18 protein-coding genes are annotated in these 17,645 nt (G+C 32.9%); 16 read left to right on the top strand and 2 right to left on the bottom strand.

All coding sequences use genetic code 11. The features are described from left to right. Positions 1 to 60 precede the first annotated feature (60 nt). The 5 genes from ABDZ93_RS05890 to ABDZ93_RS05870 all read left to right on the top strand — a co-directional run bounded on the left by ABDZ93_RS05890 (position 61) and on the right by ABDZ93_RS05870 (position 5,111). Entirely contained in the window at positions 61 to 285 is a 225-nt protein-coding gene (locus ABDZ93_RS05890; protein WP_425544757.1) for a helix-turn-helix domain-containing protein, read from the top strand. Next, entirely contained in the window at positions 267 to 953 is a 687-nt protein-coding gene (locus ABDZ93_RS05885) for a response regulator transcription factor (RefSeq protein ID WP_343824585.1), read from the top strand. Before ABDZ93_RS05890 ends, ABDZ93_RS05885 begins: the two co-directional genes overlap by 19 nt. A gap of 8 nt (positions 954 to 961) precedes the next feature. After that, positions 962 to 1,999 carry a sensor histidine kinase gene (locus ABDZ93_RS05880; RefSeq protein WP_343824583.1) on the top strand — a complete coding sequence of 346 codons (1,038 nt, stop codon included), beginning with the start codon at positions 962 to 964 and terminating at the stop codon, positions 1,997 to 1,999. 77 nt (positions 2,000 to 2,076) lie between these two features. Next, positions 2,077 to 2,760, top strand: coding sequence for an ABC transporter ATP-binding protein (locus ABDZ93_RS05875; RefSeq protein ID WP_343824581.1), 684 nt, complete (start codon positions 2,077 to 2,079; stop codon positions 2,758 to 2,760). Beyond that, positions 2,757 to 5,111: an ABC transporter permease gene (locus ABDZ93_RS05870; RefSeq protein ID WP_343824579.1), complete on the top strand. Its 2,355-nt coding sequence runs from the start codon at positions 2,757 to 2,759 to the stop codon at positions 5,109 to 5,111. Before ABDZ93_RS05875 ends, ABDZ93_RS05870 begins: the two co-directional genes overlap by 4 nt. A gap of 279 nt (positions 5,112 to 5,390) precedes the next feature. Here the strand turns inward: ABDZ93_RS05870 and ABDZ93_RS05865 are convergent, their stop codons facing one another. Continuing rightward, positions 5,391 to 5,813 carry a helix-turn-helix transcriptional regulator gene (locus ABDZ93_RS05865; RefSeq protein ID WP_425544756.1) on the bottom strand — a complete coding sequence of 141 codons (423 nt, stop codon included), beginning with the start codon at positions 5,811 to 5,813 and terminating at the stop codon, positions 5,391 to 5,393. Positions 5,814 to 6,043: 230 nt separating this feature from the next. Between ABDZ93_RS05865 and ABDZ93_RS05860 the strand changes: the two genes are divergently transcribed. From ABDZ93_RS05860 to ABDZ93_RS05835, 6 genes are all read left to right on the top strand, one after another. After that, on the top strand, positions 6,044 to 6,454 hold the full coding sequence (locus ABDZ93_RS05860; protein ID WP_343824577.1) for a peptide deformylase: 411 nt from the start codon (positions 6,044 to 6,046) through the stop codon (positions 6,452 to 6,454). Further along, positions 6,451 to 6,846, top strand: a complete 396-nt coding sequence (locus tag ABDZ93_RS05855) for a putative immunity protein (protein ID WP_343825123.1) — start codon at positions 6,451 to 6,453, stop codon at positions 6,844 to 6,846. The genes ABDZ93_RS05860 and ABDZ93_RS05855 overlap by 4 nt, the downstream gene beginning before the upstream one ends. A 713-nt stretch (positions 6,847 to 7,559) precedes the next feature. Further along, a complete protein-coding gene (locus ABDZ93_RS05850; RefSeq protein WP_343824575.1) occupies positions 7,560 to 8,702 on the top strand; it encodes a 5-bromo-4-chloroindolyl phosphate hydrolysis family protein in 1,143 nt (380 codons plus the stop codon). A 27-nt stretch (positions 8,703 to 8,729) separates the two neighbouring features. Continuing rightward, on the top strand, positions 8,730 to 9,878 hold the full coding sequence (locus tag ABDZ93_RS05845) for a toxic anion resistance protein (RefSeq protein WP_343824573.1): 1,149 nt from the start codon (positions 8,730 to 8,732) through the stop codon (positions 9,876 to 9,878). A 426-nt stretch (positions 9,879 to 10,304) separates the two neighbouring features. Beyond that, positions 10,305 to 10,715: a hypothetical protein gene (locus ABDZ93_RS05840; RefSeq protein WP_343824570.1), complete on the top strand. Its 411-nt coding sequence runs from the start codon at positions 10,305 to 10,307 to the stop codon at positions 10,713 to 10,715. A gap of 85 nt (positions 10,716 to 10,800) precedes the next feature. Continuing rightward, positions 10,801 to 11,070 (top strand): hypothetical protein, encoded by a 270-nt coding sequence (locus ABDZ93_RS05835; protein ID WP_343824568.1) that lies wholly within the window; start codon positions 10,801 to 10,803, stop codon positions 11,068 to 11,070. Between the two features lie 159 nt (positions 11,071 to 11,229). Here ABDZ93_RS05835 and ABDZ93_RS05830 read toward each other — a convergent pair whose 3' ends face one another. Further along, entirely contained in the window at positions 11,230 to 11,757 is a 528-nt protein-coding gene (locus tag ABDZ93_RS05830; protein WP_343824566.1) for a GNAT family N-acetyltransferase, read from the bottom strand. A gap of 565 nt (positions 11,758 to 12,322) precedes the next feature. Between ABDZ93_RS05830 and ABDZ93_RS05825 the strand changes: the two genes are divergently transcribed. From ABDZ93_RS05825 to ABDZ93_RS05805, 5 genes are all read left to right on the top strand, one after another. Continuing rightward, positions 12,323 to 12,508, top strand: coding sequence for a hypothetical protein (locus ABDZ93_RS05825; protein ID WP_343824565.1), 186 nt, complete (start codon positions 12,323 to 12,325; stop codon positions 12,506 to 12,508). Positions 12,509 to 12,800: 292 nt separating this feature from the next. Beyond that, positions 12,801 to 13,472, top strand: a complete 672-nt coding sequence (locus tag ABDZ93_RS05820; protein WP_343824563.1) for a response regulator transcription factor — start codon at positions 12,801 to 12,803, stop codon at positions 13,470 to 13,472. 1 nt (position 13,473) lies between these two features. Next, positions 13,474 to 14,487 (top strand): sensor histidine kinase, encoded by a 1,014-nt coding sequence (locus ABDZ93_RS05815; RefSeq protein ID WP_343824561.1) that lies wholly within the window; start codon positions 13,474 to 13,476, stop codon positions 14,485 to 14,487. 128 nt (positions 14,488 to 14,615) lie between these two features. Continuing rightward, the gene (locus tag ABDZ93_RS05810; RefSeq protein ID WP_343824560.1) at positions 14,616 to 15,383 is read left to right on the top strand and encodes an ABC transporter ATP-binding protein; all 768 of its coding nucleotides are present in this window, start codon (positions 14,616 to 14,618) and stop codon (positions 15,381 to 15,383) included. Further along, positions 15,376 to 17,349: an ABC transporter permease gene (locus ABDZ93_RS05805; RefSeq protein ID WP_343824558.1), complete on the top strand. Its 1,974-nt coding sequence runs from the start codon at positions 15,376 to 15,378 to the stop codon at positions 17,347 to 17,349. The genes ABDZ93_RS05810 and ABDZ93_RS05805 overlap by 8 nt, the downstream gene beginning before the upstream one ends. Positions 17,350 to 17,645: the final 296 nt, after the last annotated feature.

Here is a 17,645-nt window from a genome sequence, read left to right as displayed (position 1 = left end):
TGCATTTTTTGTTTTATACCTCAGTTTGTATATTTATGTCAAAAGAAATATAATAAAATTATGGAGGTATTATGCATGGATTATATAACGACAAAAGAAGCAGCAAAAAATTGGGGAATCACAGACAGAATGGTAGTGTACCATTGCGCTGCTGGACGGATTAAGGGAGCTAAAAAACTGGGAAATACATGGCTTGTTCCGGTTGACGCTGAAAAACTAGCTGACGGACGATATAGAAGCAGTAAAGTAAAGGATGGTGAAAATAAATGCAACGGATATTTTTAGTTGAGGATGATTTGAGTTTAATAAGTGGACTGTCTTTTGCTATCAAAAAGCAAGGATATGAGATAGATATTGCCCGTACAAGCCTTGAAGCAGATACCTTATGGGCGGACGGGAAATATGAGTTGATAATTTTAGATGTATCGCTTCCCGACGGTTCCGGTTTTGATATATGCAGAAAAATACGCCAAACATCACAAGTACCCATTATGTTCCTTACTGCTGCTGATGAGGAAACAGACATCATAATGGGGCTTGATATTGGTGGCGACGACTATATTACAAAGCCCTTTAAGTTGGCTGTGTTTATGTCGAGGATAAACGCCTTGCTCCGCAGAAGTAATAATTTCAGTCAGGCAGATACAGAACTGAATTCTAATGATATAAAGGTACAACTGCTAAAAGGAGAAGCATATAAAAATGGGAAACAGCTTGACTTAACGGCAAATGAATATAAATTGCTGTGCTTGTTTATGGAAAATCCCGATATTGTACTTTCGCCAGAACAGATTTTAAGCAGATTATGGGATTGTAATGAAGACTATATAGATAATAATAGCCTTACTGTATATATACGCAGGCTACGCAAAAAAATTGAAGATGAGCCAGGTAACCCAAAAATGATAATAACCGTCCGCCGTATGGGTTATAAATGGAATACTTCTAATTGAGGTGTATAATGAAAATACTGTCAAACAGAAAAATAAAGACCCTATTTTATAGGATATTGATGTGTATACTGATATTTACCTTACTGTCTGCGTCTTTCATGAGCCTTAAATTTGAAAATGCGGCATTTTATATATTGATATGTTCTCTATGTATGGGAATTGGAATATTGATAGCCTGTTACAGATATTTCAAGGAACAGAACGAAATCATGGAAAATGCCGTGACACAAATTACAGAATATATTTCCGGCAATCGTACAGCGCGTATTGAATGCGATGATGAGGGCGAGTTATACAGACTATTTCATGAAGTAAATTCTCTAGTTTCCATTTTGAACGCCCACGCTGAAAATGAAGGGAAAGCGAAACAGTTTTTGAAAAATACAATATCCGATATTTCACATCAACTAAAAACACCTCTTGCAGCCTTGAATATTTATAACGGGCTATTACAAGGCGAAGCAGAAGAACTACCTACGATTAAAGAATTTGCCACGTTATCAGAACAGGAACTCGACCGGATTGAAACGCTGGTACAAAATCTGTTGAAAATTACAAAGCTGGACGCGGGTTCCATTGTGATTGAAAAGGCTCCTGAAAATGTGGCAGATATGATGAATGACATTGAATTACATTTTGCATACCGGGCTAAACAGGAACAAAAAGAAATTGTCTTATCTGGTGCCGAGAACATCTCTCTTCTTTGTGATCGCGATTGGGTCATCGAGGCCATAGACAATATCGTAAAAAATGCTCTTGACCATACTCAAAGAGGGGATTTAATTCATATTGAATGGAAACAGTTTATGACTGTTGTTCAGATTATAGTGAAAGATAATGGGAGTGGAATCTACCAAGAGGATTTGCCCCATATTTTTAAGAGGTTTTATCGTAGCCGCTTTTCAAAGGATATTCAGGGTATCGGACTTGGTTTGCCACTTGCGAAAGCAATTATTGAAGCACACAACGGCACGGTTGAGGTTGACAGTGAATTGGGAGTTGGTACTACTTTTGTTATAAATTTTTTGATTCCTACAAAATTGTAGTCTTACGGTCATCTTGCTGTAGGGTATAGATGATATACTTCCAATATGATTCAAATACAGAAAGAGGTGCTTATACTATGAATTTATTAGAAGTTAAATCAATTTCTAAAACTTACGGCAGTGGTGAAACAGCCGTTCACGCATTAAAAAACGCCAGCTTCTCAGTTCCGAAGGGCGAATTTGTGGCAATAGTCGGAGAATCGGGTTCTGGTAAGAGTACGCTTCTCAATATGCTAGGTGCGCTTGACACCCCAACCTCTGGCGAAGTGCTGATTGACGGCAAGGATATTTTGGCCATGAAAGACAGTGCGCTTACGATTTTCCGCCGCAGAAATATCGGGTTTATTTTTCAGGCTTTCAACTTAATTCCTGAACTGACAGTCGAGCAGAATATAATTTTTCCTATATTGCTGGACTATCAGAAGCCCAATAAAAAGTATCTGGAAGAACTACTGACGGTACTAAATTTGAAGGAACGCCGTCATCACCTACCCAGTCAATTATCAGGCGGCCAGCAACAGAGAGTAGCAATCGGACGCGCACTGATTACAAGACCGTCTCTGATTCTTGCGGACGAGCCGACGGGTAATCTGGATTCCCAGAACAGCAGCGAAGTAATCGCTCTACTGAAAGAAACCTCAAAGAAGTATGAGCAGACGATTATTATGATTACGCATAACCGCAGTATAGCGCAGACCGCAGACCGTGTATTGCAGGTGTCAGACGGTGTCCTGACCGATTTTGGGAGGTGCCGTCAATGAAGAGCTACCTTAGTCTTATTCCAATTTCTGCAAAAGTACACAGGCGGCAGAACTGTATGACGCTCCTATGTATCATTTTTGCTGTATTTTTAGTAACGGTTGTTTTCAGTATGGCAGATATGGGTGTCAGAATGGAGAAAACAACTTTACTTAACAAACATGGAAACTGGCACATACAGCTTAAAAATATATCCGAAAGTGTTACGGAACAAATTGGTTCGCGCACCGACATTGCCGCCATGTCGTGGTACGATGTAATAAATTACAATCGAGAAGATGATTATTATATAGGCGATAGAAAAGCGGTTTTATACGGTGTTGATGAAATGTACATCACTGATATACGGAACTGCTTGGCAGAGGGTTCTTATCCGCAGAGTGATACAGAAATCATGCTTAGTCCAAATGCCAAAACTGTTCTCGGTATCAATATAGGCGACAGTGTTACAATAAATACCCCTTCTGGAAGCATGAATTATACTGTATCCGGCTTTGGTGAAGACGACGTAGGTTCCAATTCGCGGTATGATACAATTAGTACATATATGAACCAAACAGCATTTTATAAAATTTGTGCCATGAATGATAGAGAGCTTGCCCCTGTATATTATGTTCAGTTTCATGAGAATACAGAAATAAGCAAACAGATTGCAGGTATAAAGGAACAATACGGGTTGACAGACGAAAATATAGATGAAAACGCAGCCACTTTAGGATCATCGGGCTTTAGCGGAAATACAACTGTGCAGGCATTATATTCTGCCGCGGTAGTACTGTTTGTACTGATACTGATTGCAGGGGTACTGATGATTTCAAGCAGCATAAACAGTAATGTCGCCCAAAGGACAAAATTTTTCGGAATGATGCGCTGTATTGGAATGAGCAGACAGCAGATTATCCGTTTCGTAAGGTTGGAAGCTCTTAACTGGTGCAAAACTGCGGTTCCGGTAGGTGTCATACTCGGAATTGTAATCACATGGGGATTATGTGCTGCAATACGGTTCCTTGTCGGCGGGGAGTTCTCTGATATGCCTCTTTTTGAAGTTAGCCCAATCGGTATTATCAGCGGAGTAATTGTGGGGATTGTTACGGTACTGATTTCCGCCAGGTCTCCAGCGAAACGGGCCGCTAAAGTATCACCTGTGACAGCAGTATCGGGTAATTCAGAAAGCACAAAAAATATGCACCATGGGGTAAATACACGTTTTTCAAAAATTGAAACTGCTCTCGGCATTCATCATGCAGTATCAGCAAAGAAAAACCTATTACTTATGACAAGCTCATTTGCACTCAGCATTATCCTTTTTTTGAGTTTTTCAGTTTTGATAGATTTGGTTGGTTACCTTATGCCCCAGCCATCGAATGCTTTCGACATTAGTATTTCAAGCAATGACAGTTCAAATTCGATAGACAGTGAGCTGCTTGATAAGATTAGCAGCATGGAAGGTGTAAAATGTGTTTTCGGTCGTAGGAATTGTTTTGATATTCCGGCAGAAGTAAATAAAGATAATCAACTGTCGAATACGATTGATATTATTTCCTATGATGAATATGATTTAGACTGTCTTACAAAGGATAAGGAACTTAGAAAAGGTAGCAATATTTCAAAAGTATATGGGGACAGTAATTATGTACTTACAACATGGGACAAAGATAGTCCGTTAGAGATAGGTGATAAAATACGGGTTGACAATGAAGAACTTGAAATTGCAGGTATGCTGAAATTTGACCCTTTCAGCAGTGACGGCAGCATGAATGGAAAAATAACGCTTATTACTTCTAGAGAAACATTTACGCGCATAACGGGTGTAACCGATTATTCACTTATTATGATACAGACGACAAGAGACGCGACGGACGAGAATGTTGAAGCAATCCGTAATGCAGTAGGTGAAGAGTACACGTTTAGTGACCAGCGCGACTATCAGACTACCAGCACATATATTGCATTCATGTTGTTTGTATATGGATTTTTGGCAATTATTACTTTGGTTACTGTATTGAATATTGTGAACAGCATTTCTATGAGTGTGTCCGCAAAAATAAAACAATACGGAGCAATGCGTGCGGTTGGTATGGATGAACGTCAGATAACAAAAATGATAGCCGCTGAAGCGTTTACCTATGCTTTGTCCGGTTGTGTTGTCGGTTGTGCAGTTGGTCTGTTGATTAGTAAACTGTTATATGACAATATTATTACCACTCATTGGAACTACGCTACTTGGAGCTTACCTGTTATACCAATAATGATTATACTTCTGTTTGTTTTTGTTGCAGCTATCACTGCGGTTTATGCTCCGTCAAAACGGATTCGGAATATATCTGTAACGGAAACGATAAATGAATTGTAATAGAATTATTTATGAAATTGATAAAGAAGATTAAACCAAATCGAATACTCTAAAACCTGTTGTACGACGGCAAAAGAAAAAAAGCCGTCGTACAGCAGACATATTTTCACGCGCTTATGAAGCGGCGGCTTTGATTTTCAGAGCCACTGTTTCTTTGCATTTACACAAATCTATGACGACTTGCAGAGACACGGCGGTATCAAGGAGGTATCGCCGTTTCCATTTTTATTTACAGCAATCCCCCTAATATTCAATAATCTTGTAAACTAGTTCTTATTCCTACAATTCGAATAGGGTCTTTTTTTCTATTCTATACTTCATACCTTCACCTCCCATAATTGATATTGAAAAACTGATTCTTGGATATGCTTCTAATAGAGTTCCTTCTGTCCTAGCAAGAGTTGGTGCCACCCCATGAACACTTTGAAATGCACGATTAAAAGCAGTTGGTGAGGTATAACCATACTTCAGAGCTATGTCCATAATTTTAATTTCTTTGGTTTGTATTTCAAATGTAGCAATTGTCATACGTCTACGTCTTATATATTCAGATAGTGGAATACCTGCAATATAGGTAAACATGCGTTGGAAAGAGTAAGTAGAACAACCTGCTATCTTTGCTATTTCATCATAAGAAATAGTTTCATCCAAATTATTTTCTATATAATCTATAGATTGACTTAGTTTCTTTAACCACTCCATATCATCGCCTACTAAATGAAGTTTAATATGATAAAAAAATATCCTTTCTTTTATTGCACGATTTTGTAAGTTAATTTTTTATAAAAAATATTAAGAGCTTTAGAAAACCTATCATATATTGTGTATAATTGAGGAGTAGAAGATTGGAATAGATACAAGAAGGATAGAGAGGCTAATATTTTATTTACTAAGATTGTTTAGACAAAGAAATTAGAAAGGTTGGATTAATTATGATAAGACCAGTTGTAAAGGATATAGTATTCTTAGGACAGAAATCAGAACCTGCGACTAAAGATGATGTAGCTGTTATTGATGATTTAGTAGATACATTAAGAGCAAATTTAGAGTATTGTGTTGGCATGGCTGCTAATATGATAGGAGTCAAAAAACGTATATTGGTATTTAGTATAGGTGATATTATAGTTCCTATGGTGAATCCAGTTATATTAAAGAAAGAGGAGAGTTATGAGTCAGAAGAAAGCTGTTTATCTTTAACTGGCTTTAGAAAAACAATAAGGTATAAAACAATTGAGGTAGAATATTTTGATAGAGACTTTAAGAAGCATAAACAAACATTTATTGGATTTATTGCACAGATTATTCAGCATGAAGTGGATCATTTTGAAGGTATAATAATATAAGATATAAAATTGCTTATGATGAGATTATTAATTTAAAAAATGCATTAAATGCATCTAATGAATGGCTAGAAGGAAAAATGAAATTAACAGAGGCAAAGAAAGTTATTAAGGAAGCTCAAATAGCTGCAAGAGAAGTAGAAGGGAATCCAGCTGCACAAGCTGCAGCTAGGGCAATTGGAGCAACAACGGCAACGATTAATACTATAACGAGTTCTTTAGGACTTGCATTTTACGGTGCTGCAGCCATAGCATATTCATCTATTGGTGTTAATGAGAAGGTTGAAGTTTATGATGAGATTGCAGCAAGAGAGTGCAGGAATATGGAGGAGGCTTTACGTAAAGTTGCTATAATAGATGAGCCTAATCCAGCAAAAATAAATTGGAATTGTTAAATATAGAAATTTATTTAAGAATACGCAGCATTGAATCTGCGTATTTTTCAATGCATATAAATGTACATTCGCTAACAAAAGTCGTCAGCGAAAAAATTAAATTTATAAATTTAGAGTTAGTCGTGGTGAACCGTATCACAAGTAAGGGATACTTTTAGCTTTAGGTATTGATATAGCTTGCCTAGGGCTATTTTTTATAGAAAAATACCGTAGCATAAGTAATAATATATTTATAAAATATATTATAATAAATCGCTATATTTAAGATAAGAGTGGAGAGTAGATAGATTTGTGTATTTGAAGGATTAGAATAACAAGAAAAGTTATTGGCATATATATAAATTTATTATATTCCTTTTCATTGTATTACTATAAGTTCGACAGAAATTAGTATGATAGCCCAAATTAACGTTCTTTTAAATAAGTATCTTATAAAACCTTGAGTTCTTATTGCAGCACGTTTTTGTAAGAAATCTGAGTTATCCATAATATGAACAGAGATAAGAATTTACCACTTAAAGAAATTACTTTTTATATACTATTTATCTTCAAGACTAAACAGGATTTTAAAATGACTCCAAAAGTACATTTTTAAGTTAGCAGTTACAATTAGCTAAATTATAAGATATAATAAACTTAAAATATTAACATAACGGTATAGTATATATCTAGAGTTATGTTAATTATAAGAAAAATAATCTGGAGGCAAGATAATGGATAAAAAGGATTTTTCTAATTTAGAAGATCAAATTATGTCTACAGTTAGCAATGCACTTAAAGCAATAGATTTTGCTAATTTGAAAAGGGATATTAACGATAAAACTGAGAATACCTTAAATCAATTTAAATCAAAGTTTAATGGATATAGTGAAAAACATATGAGTTTAAATAAAAAAGCTAAGAATGATGTATCAACATATATTAGTAAAAGACCAGCTGGAAGTATATCAGGAATACTTTATATATTATTCGGCGTGAGTGGAAGTTTAATTTATGTTTTTTCAATGTTGATATTTCTAATATTTAAGATATTCTTTAGTGGTGTTATTATAAGTAGCCATATTATTTTTGGAGTTTTATTTTTATTCTTTGCAGCAAGTTTAGGTTTATTATTAAGAGGAATAAATTTAAGAAAAAGAGTAAAGCGTTTTAAGAAGTATGTAAGATTTATTGATGACAATAGTTATTTCTTAATTAAGGACTTGGCAAAATTTGCCAAAGAGAAAGAGAGTTTTGTTGTTAAAGACCTAAGTAAAATGATTGATTTAGGTATGTTTTTAGAAGGGCATGTAGATGAAGAAAAAACTTATTTTATGTTAAATGATGAAGTCTATGGTGACTATTTAAATTTAAAAAAGCAACAAATGGCTAAAGAAAGCAATAATGAAAAATTAAATGAAGAAATATATAATTCGGAAAAAGAAGAAATAGAATCTACAATTGAAATAGGAAGAAATTATATTGAACAAATAAAAAATGTAAGAAATGAGCTTTATAAAGAAGAAATAGCTATAAAGTTAGATAAATTAGGAAACATTGCAAATCAAATCCTTTGTCATGTTGAAAAAAATCCTAAAAAGATACAAGAAGTTAATAAATTTATAAATCATTATCTTCCTATTACTATAAAATTAATTAATTCATATAAAGAGATAAATAATCAATTAGTTCAAGGCGACAATATAGAAAATGCTAAAAGTGAAATTGAAAAGAGTATTGATCTTATTAATAACGCTTTTGAAAATTTATTAGATGATTTATTTGAAGATGTTGTTTTAGATATTTCTACAGATATTTCTGTTCTTAAAACATTATTTAAACAAGAGGGATTAGCAGAAGACGATTTTAAAAAGTAAGTTTTAAATAAGAGGGAGGCATTAAAAATGAGTGATGAATTCAAAGAAGAGTTTATTGATATAAAACCAGAATTAACTTTTCAACCATTCCAAGATGAAGTTCTTGATGTAAAAGTAAAAGAAGAAAAAATAGAAGAAGAAATAATTGATGAAATCCAACTTACAGAAGAAGAAAAAAAAATGGTTGATCAATTTGTAGATAAAATAGAGATAAATAATTCAAATTCTATTTTACAATATGGGGTAGGTGCTCAAAAGAAAATTTCTGATTTTTCACAGTCAGCATTGAATAATGTAAAAACTAAAGATTTAGGTGAAATTGGGGAAATACTATCTGGTGTAGTTCATGAATTAAAGAACTTTGAAGAATCCGAAGAGAAAAAAGGAATTTTAGGTTTCTTTAAAAAAGGTAAGGATAAGATTTCCCAAATGAAAATAAAATATGAAAATGTAGATAACAATATTGGTAAAATGTGTAATGTTCTTGAATCGCATCAAATACAGCTTTTAAAAGATATTGCTATGCTAGATAAGATGTATGAAATAAATAAAGTATATTTTAAAGAGCTTTCTATGTATATCTTAGCTGGAAAAAAGAAACTTCAAAAACTAGAAAAGGAAGAACTTCCTAAATTGCAAGAGAAAGCAAGAAATAGTGGGAACCCTCAGGATGCTCAAGAATTAAATGATTTTGTGGCTCTTTGCAATCGCTTTGAAAAGAAAATTCATGATTTAGAATTAACTAAAATGATTTCTTTACAAATGGCTCCTCAAATTCGTTTAATTCAAAATAATGATTCATTAATGTCTGAAAAAATACAATCTACAATTATAAATACTATTCCACTTTGGAAAAATCAAATGGTTTTAGCACTTGGAGTTGCTCACGCTGCTAATGCTGCAAGAGTTCAAAGAGAAGTAACAGATATGACAAATGAACTTTTACGTAAAAATGCAGAAATATTAAAAACTTCAACTATAGAAACTGCAAAAGAGTCTGAAAGAGGAATTGTTGATATTGAAACACTTAGAGCTACGAATGAGTCATTAATTTCAACTCTTGATGAAATACTTAATATACAAACAGAAGGACGTCAAAAACGTAGGGAAGCTGAAGTAGAATTAAGAAATATTGAAAATCAATTAAAAAATAAGCTTTTAGATTTTAAATATTAGTATATATTTAAATTATATAAATATAAGTCAAGAAAATAGTTATTTAATATGAACATAGATTGATGGATTTTAAAGGCTATGTATTGCTCTTAACAAGTGTAGGTGTATATATACCTCACTTGCTGCTGATACGGTGAACCTTATCATAAATAAGTGTAAAAATTAGTCTTAGCCATTGATATTGCTTGGTTAGGACTATTTTTATAAGTAAAAATACCATATCATAAGTAATGTAATGAAATAAGCTTTATATGAATTATTTACAAAAAATGTTATAATAAGTATGTTTAGAGGAATAGCAATAAATCTTTCAAGTATAAGATAAATAGTAATAGTGAAGAAAGGAAGTGTAAAAAAAAAGCAATTTACACTGAGTTTACGGCTCAAATGAGCAAGCATATTCCATTGAGACTAGGAGAGCAAATTATGTATTATATAAAAGTTGTTTTTAATGCAGAAGCTTTGGACAAATTAACATATGGGTTTAAAGTTAATATGATATGTGGCGAACTAGAAATTACTTACGATAATTTTCAGGGTGGATATACTACTAAAGGAATTAAACTCAATAGGAAGCAACATACTCATTTAAAACAGTTATTGAGAATTGAGAATTTTAAAAAGTTTAGAGAGAATCTGAATATGGACATTTCATTTTTTGATCATCCATATGATTGGAGCTTGCAATGTATATCAAATGATGGAAACCCTATGTTAGAAATGTCGAAGAGAGATGGAGCTTATATTATGACATCAAATTTGATGATTAATCTGGTAGAATATGTTGCTAAGATTGGAATAGAACCTGAGATCATTGAAAGAATGAGGTTGCTCTGATGGTAGTATAATGTATGATTTTGATGTCAATACAACAACAATTTGTGATATTGATTTTTATTCAAAATCACCATTCAAAAATGAAATGGGACGTATGTGGGGTTCATCAAGATTTATGTCACCAGAGGAATTTGAATTAGGAGCAACTATTGATGAGATTACTAATGTATTTACAATGGGAGCAGCCTCTTTTGAATTATTAGGCAATAATTATAATAGAAGTATTGAAGAATGGAAAGCATCAGAAAAGCTGTTTCAGGTTGCCCAAAAAGCTATAAGTAATGATAGAAATCAACGTTATCAATCAATTAGCGATTTTTATAATGCATGGAAAATGGCTTTAGAAATTAAATAGCAAGTAATATCTTTTAATAAAGGCTATGTTTAATAGCAGTGTTGATAATATGGCAATTTTTAAGGGAAATCAAAAATGGCTTCCATTAATTCATATTTAAAGAAAGATACGACAGAACTGAATCTAAAATTATGTTACATCAGCCCTACAAATTGGAATTTATAAATCTATCCAATATCGTTCAACAACACAATTCTCATCTTTAATTAATACTTCATTTTCTTTTTTTCCACCTTGGGATAATATGGTTTTCTGAGAAGCCAAATTATCATTATCACAAGTTAGTAAAATTCTACTTAGTTGTAATATGTCCTTACAATAAATTAATGCTTGTCTTAATTCTTCTTTTGCATATCCTTTGTTTCTTTCAGACTTTCTTACAGAATATCCTATATGTCCACCATATTGTAAAAGATAATCATTTAAAAAATGCCTTATTTGTATCATTCCTACAATGCAATTATCACTTTTTCTAATTGCTAATAATTGTGTTGATGTAACTTTTCTTCCATCTACTTCTTCTGTTTCATTCAATAATGACTTTTCAATATATTCTTGTGGTGAACTCGAATTTCTTAAGAAACCTGTTCCATCCATTGATTCATTATTTTTAATAAATTCATTCTTATATGAGAATATGTCATCACCATATTCTATTGCTACTTTCTTTAATACTAAGTCTTCCATAAAAATCACCTCTATAAATTACTATTTGTTGAGTTGTTTTACATCTTTTATAGCCACATTAATCTACTATTGTGTCTGTATTTAATTATACAACATAGTAATATGATTATTCAAATATTTAACCACTTATCTTAAACATAGCCTTAATAAAATGAATTTGGATTTTTCTTCTTTTAAATCCAAAACGTCTTAATAGTAAATTTTAAAATTTGGCTTACATAAATGAGTGTAAGTCTATATTTATACCTAAAATAACTTTAAAGCCTACCTAGTAAGCTTCCTTATTATAATTCCATAGACATGGGAATATATCTTTGTTTTCTTAAAATGGCTATGATTCAAAAAGATTATGAGTTTGAAAGAACTCTAATTACCCATGAAAATTTCAACTTAGACCTTTTGGAAACTGTAGCATACAATATAAAATTAGTTGTTAAATAACAATTTAATACTCATCAAAGTATAACCTTCTATATTAATATTTGAGTATACTTAAGACTAATTTCCAAATAGCAATATAATCTATGGTTGCATAATTGCAACTTGAGCAGAGTTATTATCTAAGGTGATAATTTCTAACGAAGAGGTTGGAAACTGGTTTGTAGATATGAAATCAGGTAACATAAAAATTATTGTCTTTAGAAATAAAATTTTAAGATATGAAATAGGAAATGAAAAAGAAAAACAAATTGTATGTGAAGAGTGCATAAAGCTTGGAATACCTGACAGCCAGATGAATTGGGAAGGATAATAATCTTTTCCTAGCACCTATTCTGCCCGTTGAAACCTTCTTCAATGATGGGTATAAGGCATCTTCAAAAAATAGATAAGTCAGAATGCTCGTCTATTTTGTGTTATACTGCGTCAACAGAACCCTTAGATAGTGCTACTATCTGCGGAACCTGTTTCCTTGTCTAACGCAAAATATACTTCCCATCTTTGACTTATTATTTATTTTCAGATGCCTAAGCTAAATCAATATATAGACTTGATTATGGTATAATTAGGTTGTTATATATATAGAAAAGTAGGGTGAACAATAAATGTATAAAATTCTTATAGTAGAAGATGATTTGATAATTGCTAAAACAGTGAAGAATCACATAAGGTCTTGGGGATTTGAGGCAGAATGTGTGACTGATTTTAAGGATGTACTTGCTACATTTGTTTCCTATAGTCCGCAGCTTGTTCTTTTAGATATTACCTTGCCATTTTTTAATGGCTATCATTGGTGTAGCGAGATTAGAAAGGTTTCTAAGGTTCCTATTATTTTTATTTCATCAGTCTCAGATAGTATGAACATAGTTATGGCTATGAATATGGGGGGAGACGATTTTATTGCAAAGCCTTTTGACCTTAATGTGCTGACTGCAAAGGTACAGGCTTTATTACGTCGAACCTATGATTTTACAGGACAGACTAACTTGCTTGAGCATAAAGGTTCAATACTTAATATAAGTGATGCTACCTTAAATTATCACGACAGAAAAATTGAGCTTTCAAAGAATGAAAACAAGATACTGCAGATTCTTCTCGAAAATAAAGGCAAGGCTGTGTCCAGGGATACCATTATGACAAGGCTTTGGGAAACTGACAGCTATATCGATGACAATACCTTAACCGTTAATATAACAAGACTTCGCAAAAAGCTGCAGGAGGTAGGACTGTCTGATTTTATTACGACCAAAAAAGGTATAGGGTATATGGTGGAATGATATGAAGAAAACAGAGGTTTTTAAGTTTGTGATTTCCTATTTTAAAATGCGTGTTAAAGGAATTATTCTATTAGGTTTGTTTTGTATCACCTTTGCACTTGTATTTTCTTTATATAATCTCCTCGTAGAACCGATAGTTTATGCTAGTGTACTATGTGCATGCATAGGTATTATATTCCTTATAATAGATTTTATAAGGTTATATAATAGACATAAATTGCTTCAAGACTTAAAAAGTAGCATTACCTTAAGCTTTGATAAACTCCCTGAGCCTAAAGATATAATTGAAAAGGACTATAAGGAGCTGCTTACTATCCTCTATAGCAATAATATTCAGATCGCCCATAGTGCAGATATGAGCCGAAGTAATTTAATAGACTACTATACTTTATGGGCGCATCAAATTAAAGTACCTATTTCAGCAATGAGTCTAATTCTTCAGTCTGAGGAAAATGAGTTAAACTCAGAACTTTCCATGGAACTTTTTAAGATTGAGCAGTATGTAGAGTTTGTGCTGCAGTATCTAAGGCTTGAGAGCATGTCTTCTGACCTTGTGTTAAAAAAATATAGTCTTGATGATATAGTAAAACAGGCAGTACGAAAATATGCAAGAATGTTTGTAAGAAAGAAAATTAAGTTAGATTTTGAAGAATTAAGCTGTGAGATTTTAACGGATGAAAAGTGGTTGGTATTTGTTATTGAGCAGATTCTATCAAACGCGTTGAAGTATACTAAAGAGGGAGCTATTTCAATATACATGGATAATTTCAGTGAAAAGACTCTTGTTATAGAAGATACGGGTATTGGCATAAGGGAAGAAGACCTAAATCGTATATGTGAAAGAGGTTTTACAGGCTATAATGGTCGATGGGATAAAAAGTCTACAGGCCTTGGATTATATTTATGCAAGCAGATTTTAAGCAAGCTCTCTCACAGCATAGCTATAGAATCGAGTCTTGATAAAGGGACAAAAGTAATGATTAATCTGGCAACAATTGAAGTAAATATAGAATAAGATTATGCTACAACCTTACAACGGCGTAAGGTTAAAGGAAGAAATGTAAGCCAAAGTTAAGGCAGATATTTCTTCCTTTTGTTATACTGAACATGATAGAAATACTCAGTGTTTGAAAGGAGAAAATTATGTCAATATTAGAAGTAAAAAAACTTAAAAAAGTATATACCAGCCGTTTTGGTACAAACCATGTTCAGGCTTTATCCGATGTGTCCTTTTCAGTTGAGAAGGGTGAGTACTTAGCTATTATGGGTGAGTCTGGCTCAGGTAAGACTACCCTTTTAAATATTATTGCATCTCTAGATAAGCCCTCAAGCGGCGAGGTAGTGCTGAGCGGTATAAGCAGTATGAATCTTAAAGAAAAGGAAATTTCTAAGTTTCGTCGTGATAATTTAGGCTTTGTGTTTCAAGATTTTAATCTTCTTGATACCTTTTCTTTGCAGGATAATATATTTTTACCCCTTGTTTTATCTGGTAAGTCCTTTAATGAAATGAATAATCGTTTAAAACCTATTGCAAAGAAGCTTGGAATAGATGATATTTTGCAAAAATATCCTTATGAAGTTTCTGGAGGTCAAAAGCAGAGAGCTGCCGTTGCTAGGGCATTAATTACTCATCCGCAGCTTATTCTTGCAGACGAACCTACTGGAGCATTGGATTCTCATTCAAGTGATGAGCTTCTTCACCTGTTTAATGATATTAATAAAGAAGGAGAAACCATAATAATGGTTACTCACAGCACTAAAGCAGCCAGCCATGCAAGCCGTGTGCTTTTTATAAAGGATGGAGAGGTGTTTCATCAGCTATATAGAGCCTCCATGTCTCAAGAAGAAATGTATCAAAAAATTTCCGATACACTTACTATAATTGCTACAGGCGGTGTAAAAAATGAGTAAGATGTTCTATCAAAAGCTGGCTGTAAATAACATTAAAAAGAATGGAAAGACATATTTTCCATATATACTAACTTGTATAAGCACTATTGCCATGTTTTATATCATGCACTTTATATCAGTAAATGATGGACTAAATAGTATGTCTGGTGGAAGGGAACTTAAAATAATACTCAATTTAGGTACTTATGTTATTGGTTTTTTCTCAGTGGTTTTTCTTTTTTATACTAACAGCTTTCTTATAAAGAGGCGTAAAAAAGAGCTGGGTTTATATAATATTTTGGGTATGGAGAAAAAGCATATTGCTAAATTGTTGCTTTGGGAAACCATTTTCGTGGTAATTATAAGCATGATATTGGGACTGATATCTGGAATTGCAGTAAGCAAGCTTATGTTTTTAGTACTTCTTAAGATTTTAAACTTTAAGGTTACAATGGGATTTGTTATATCAACTAACTCCATAGTTAAAACGGTTATTCTTTTTGGCTTTATTTTTGTCTTAACTCTTATAAATAATATGAGACAAATTCATCTTGCAAAACCTGTTGAGCTTCTTAAGGGCGGTCAGGTTGGTGAAAAGGAGCCAAAAACAAAGTGGATTCTTACTTTAATTGGAGTTCTCAGTCTTGGAGCAGGCTACTATATTGCCTTAACTACAGAATCGCCTCTAGCTGCACTTAATATGTTCTTTCTGGCAGCAATTCTTGTTATGATAGGAACTTGGTCTTTATTTACTGCAGGAAGTATTGCTCTTTTAAAAATGCTTAGAAAAAATAAGAAGTTTTATTATAAGACCAATCATTTTATAAATGTGTCTGGCATGATTTATCGAATGAAACAGAATGCAGTAGGACTTGCTAACATTTGTATTCTTTCAACTACTGTTCTAGTGATGTTATCCACAACAGTGTCACTGTATATTGGTATGGAAGATGTGCTTAGAACAAGATTTCCAAGAGATATTTCGATAAGCGCAAGAAATGTATCAAAAGAAAAGACAGAAGTGCTTAATAATATGATAAAAGAACAGGGGGATAAGGACGATATACTCATGAAAAATATAGTTAAATATCGCTCCTTGTCTCTACCTATGATACAAGATAAGAATTATTTCACAGATAACGGCAGTTATTTGGACGCAAACAATTTAAGCTTCCTAGAGTTTATACCATTAAGTGAATATAATGACTTGGAAAATAAGTCTATTACTTTAAAGGAAAATGAAGTGTTGCTCTTTACTTATAGAGGGGAAATAGCTGAAGACAGCATTAATATTCTAGGCAATGAGTTTAAAATAAAAGAACGTATAAATAGCATGACAGTGGATGGAATAGCATCCGCAGTAGTTGCTAACGGCTATTTTATTATCGTACCTGATGAAAAGACAATTGAAAAAATATATGCTTCCAGCACTCAGGTTGATGGCAAAATAGAGGATTTATCTTATTACTTTGCCTTTGATACTGATGATAATGCGGAAAAGGAAATTGCTTTAACTAATGAAATTAACAGCAAAATAAAGCAATTATCTATTGATGCACGTTGTGAAGGTTTGGAAGAATCCAGAGAATCCTTCTTTTCTCTATACGGAGGGCTTTTCTTCCTAGGTATATTCCTTGGAGCACTCTTTATTATGGCTACTGTTCTTATTATATACTACAAGCAGATTTCAGAAGGCTATGATGATAAGGAACGCTTTGAAATTATGCAGAAGGTTGGCATGAGCAAAGAAGAAATTAAAAAATCAATTGGCAACCAAGTGCTTATGGTGTTCTTCTTGCCACTTGTAACAGCAATTATTCATATTGCCTTTGCCTTTAAGGTTATCGTGAAGCTTCTTGCAGTATTAAATCTCACTAATGTTACATTATTTGTAATCTGTACAGCAGGAACAATTTTTGTCTTTGCCATTTTCTATGCTATTGTTTATTTCCTCACTTCACGAGTTTATTATAAAATTGTAAGCTGATTTGTTTTTTAGTTTAATAAAAAGGGACGGTCTTGAAACATGCTGGATCAGAGGTTTTGAGACAATCCCTTATGTTTTTTAAACTTCAATTGCAGATAATTTTCAATACAACGTATTTAAGTATTGGAGGAGAACCAAATCTAGAGGGAGGAGGTTCTCCTTCTTATTTTGCTTTAAGAAGAAAATTAATGATATATAATTCTTTTGTAAAGTGTTGACCCTAGCACCACGTCATAGTGTAATATAAAAATATAGCTTGAATATATTAACAAAAACTCATAGCCGGCTGAGTGTTA

This window comes from Clostridium subterminale, from assembly GCF_039521425.1.
In the GTDB taxonomy this organism is placed as follows: domain Bacteria; phylum Bacillota; class Clostridia; order Clostridiales; family Clostridiaceae; genus Clostridium_J; species Clostridium_J subterminale.
The sequence above is the reverse complement of the archived record's forward strand: the minus strand, read 5'-3'. Positions and strand labels throughout refer to the sequence as shown.